This is a genomic window from Lishizhenia sp. (genome assembly GCF_033720595.1).
Classification (GTDB): domain Bacteria; phylum Bacteroidota; class Bacteroidia; order Flavobacteriales_D; family Crocinitomicaceae; genus Lishizhenia.
The window spans coordinates 1-3,357 of record NZ_JAWWCF010000255.1; the positions used below are offsets into that span (position 1 = coordinate 1).

3 protein-coding genes are annotated in these 3,357 nt (G+C 38.2%); 1 reads left to right on the top strand and 2 read right to left on the bottom strand.

The features are described from left to right. Window positions 1–1,669, bottom strand: a 1,669-nt coding sequence (locus R3333_RS13555) for a hypothetical protein (RefSeq protein ID WP_318959312.1), incomplete at its 3' end; no start/stop codon positions are given. Between the two features lie 11 nt (window positions 1,670–1,680). Next, window positions 1,681–2,130 (bottom strand): hypothetical protein, encoded by a 450-nt coding sequence (locus tag R3333_RS13560; protein WP_318959313.1) that lies wholly within the window; start codon window positions 2,128–2,130, stop codon window positions 1,681–1,683. Between the two features lie 318 nt (window positions 2,131–2,448). Here R3333_RS13560 and R3333_RS13565 point away from each other — a divergent pair. Next, window positions 2,449–3,357: hypothetical protein (locus tag R3333_RS13565; RefSeq protein ID WP_318959314.1), on the top strand; the 909-nt coding region annotated here is incomplete at its 3' end.

Here is a 3,357-nt window from a genome sequence, read left to right on the forward strand (position 1 = left end):
CACTGTAGTTTAATGCTGCAGGGTCTGTACAACCACAAGGTAATACTGTTACATCTACCGTTGCTGTATCCGCACAAGTTGCAGATTGGTGAGCAATTAAAGTTACTGTAGTAGAAGCATTGAAAGATTCCGTTTGTGCAGCGTTCGTACTTACGTCATAAGAATTACCATTACCAAAGTCCCAAGTGTACCCTTCATCTGCATTTGTAGATTCGTTGTTAAACACTATTTCTAACGGAACACAGCCTTCCGTTTGGTTTGGTGTAATTATAGCCGTTGGTGCGTTAAGCGCTTCAATGTATGCACTATCTTTTGCAATACAAGCGTCATCTTCTATTGTAAAGTAGTACCATCCTGGTCCTAAGTTACCCCAAGCAGATCCATCGATTCCATTTGAAGAGTTAGGTCCTGGTCCTGACCAGTTCAAATCTTCTGTTCCTAATTCACCACTATAGTAAGCAGAAACATACCCGTCTTGAGAACAACCAGAAGTGTTACCAATTTGAATAGAGTCAACTTTCAAGTTTTGGTGTACGATTAATAAAGTACTATCATATCTCTCGTATCCACAACCATCAGTAATTTCAACATAGTATAGAATTGTATCGTATGTATTTCCACCTGTAGGAAGTGCTGTTGGCTGAGTTGTAGACGGTACTTGAGGCCAGTTTACGTTGTATGGAGCTACACCGTCTGCAAAGTTAGTTACAGATACTTCTGGGTACGTAGTTGGACAATCAGAATATACCGTATCAACTAAATCGTAGGTCATTGCATCAGGGTGCACGTAAATAGAGATAGTATCAGAAGAACAGTGGTATGCTGATGGAGTTAATGTATCGTATACATCCACCACGAAACTTGTATCCTGTGTAATTACTGCTTCGAAAGAGGTTACGTTACCGATTAAACCTGTGTTGAAGTTAGATGCTGGACCTGTACCGTAAAACCATTCTAGGTTTGTAGTAACTCCACAAGGTGTACCTGTTGCGTTAATAATAATGTTATCCAATCCCCAGTTATCATTTGCAGAACTAGAAGATGCTTCTTGTACCCACTTAAAACGTGTGTTCGTACTTAATGCGTTTACCGGAATTGGAATAGTGTATGTATCCCATGAAGTAAACTGAGTAATGTTACCTGGAGGTAAAACACCACCTGAAGTGTTTGGGTTTTGCGGTAAAATTTGTCCTGATGGAGAGAAGTAAGCAATCGGTTGGAAAGGACCATTGTTTACTGAGTATTGTAGCTCAACTCCCTCGTTCGCTAAATCGGGACCTTCACACGGTGCGGGGTCACTCTGAACAGAGAATACCATATCGAAAATGATAAATCCACCACATGAAACGTCGAAACCTGCCGTTGTAATACCTGGAGTAGTAGAAGCAGTAGATGCCCAGTAGTATGGTGTAGCATCTAAACTTTGTCCACATGGTTCAGCGAAACTTGTACCTCCTGCTGCATTCCATCCTGGAGGCATTGTTGCATTGTTAAAGTTAAAGGCCTGGTTACCATTTACTAAGTTGGCAAAGGCAAATATTTCAACGGTATCTCCTATACATACCGTAGAGTCGTCTGGGTAGACTACCGCTGAACAGTAATCAGTCTGTGCAAATGCACCGATGGCTGCTGTTGCGGAAGCTATGAGTGATAATAATATTTTTTTCATCGTAGTCCTTCTTATTTAATTTCAATAAACATGATTTGAACACCTTCAAATGTCCATCCTCCTTCTAAATTAGGGTTGGCAACAACACGAGAAGTACCTTTTGTTTCAAAGTTGCAGTCTCCTGTAATCGTTTCACCCGCTCCTATAGTTAATGACGTTTTAAATTCACTATCATAAGAACATCCTGAACAACCTTCTGCGTAATTCAAGGCAATTCCGAAGTCTACAGTTTTTTCAACATTGGTAGTGTTTTCTATTTTAACAAAGATGTATACTAAAGGTTTTTGTCCTTCGAAAATCATACATTCTTGTTTGGATACAGAAAATATAACTCCGTCTTGTTCTTCAATTTGAACAAACTCTGTCGTTAACTCACTGTCGTTGATCTGGTTTTGGGCAAATGACCCTTGAGAAATCAGCATTGCTGATAAAAAGGTCAAACCTAAAAGAAGCTTTTTCATGTTTTGCTGTGTTTGTGTTATATAGTACTAGACTACACTTGTTTTTTAAAAGTTGCACTAAGATGAAAAAAAAATAACAATTGTGAAATTTATTGACGCTTAAAAAGATCTTCTTATTGAATCTAGTGAGTTTTTTGATTGAAAATGGACAAAAACCAGACAGAAAGTTCACAAAAAATAGATGTGAGAATGGGGTTGCTTATACCTTAATATAGAGGTGTTGTTTTATTGATTATATCCCAAAGTGCTTCGTAACTTATTTTTGGTCAGTTAATTAAAGATTCTTAGCTTGTGGTTAAACTAATTATACTACTAATTATGAAGAAATTTTATTTATTTGTTTTAATGCTTGCGCTTTTTGCTTTACAGAGCAGGGTGCATGCTCAAACCGCCACAACAATACCTTATAGTACAGGCTTCGAAAGCACATTGGATGCTTGTTGGAGTACCTATGTTCAATCTGCTAATTGTGAGGTAAGTATTTATGCAAGTGGAGTTTATACGTGGAGTGGAAGTTCGGCGGATGCGCATACAGGAACTCATTTTCTTGGCTTGCACAATGCGGTAGGTGGTAATTATGAAACTACGCATGCGGCACTTCATTTAGACCTGGCAGGAGAATCGGGAGTGCGTTTGTCATTTTATTTGTCAGAATGGAACGAAGAAGATCATCCTCAAGATGGAATTTTTATTTCTGATGATGGGGGAACAACCTACACGGAGGTTTTTCATTATAATGGGACTCAGTACACTGATTTACAATACACGCATTTCGATTGGAGTTTAGATAGTATTAATGCAGTTCATAATTTAAATTTTAATGCAAATTATGTCGTTAAAATTCAGCAACATGATAATTTTTATTTTGCTGGAGGTAATGATGGTTTTCTTTTAGATGATGTTTCGGTTTATCAAGTGTGTTCAACGGGGTCTTCTCAAAACGTTTACTTATGTGGAGCTGGTGCTTACACGGTCCCAAGTGGTGATGAAGTATATACAACACCAGGTTTAGTTACAGATACATTAATGAATAGTCAAGGTTGTGATAGTGTATTGTACATTAATTTAATGCAGGGTAATTCAACCGCTACCATGTATGAGTTCTCTTGTACAGGGTCTTACACAGCACCAGATGGTTCTGTGCTTACATCTTCAGGAAATTATGCCATTACTATACCCAATGCTGTAGGTTGTGATAGTTTGATTGATCTATGGATAATCGTAGGG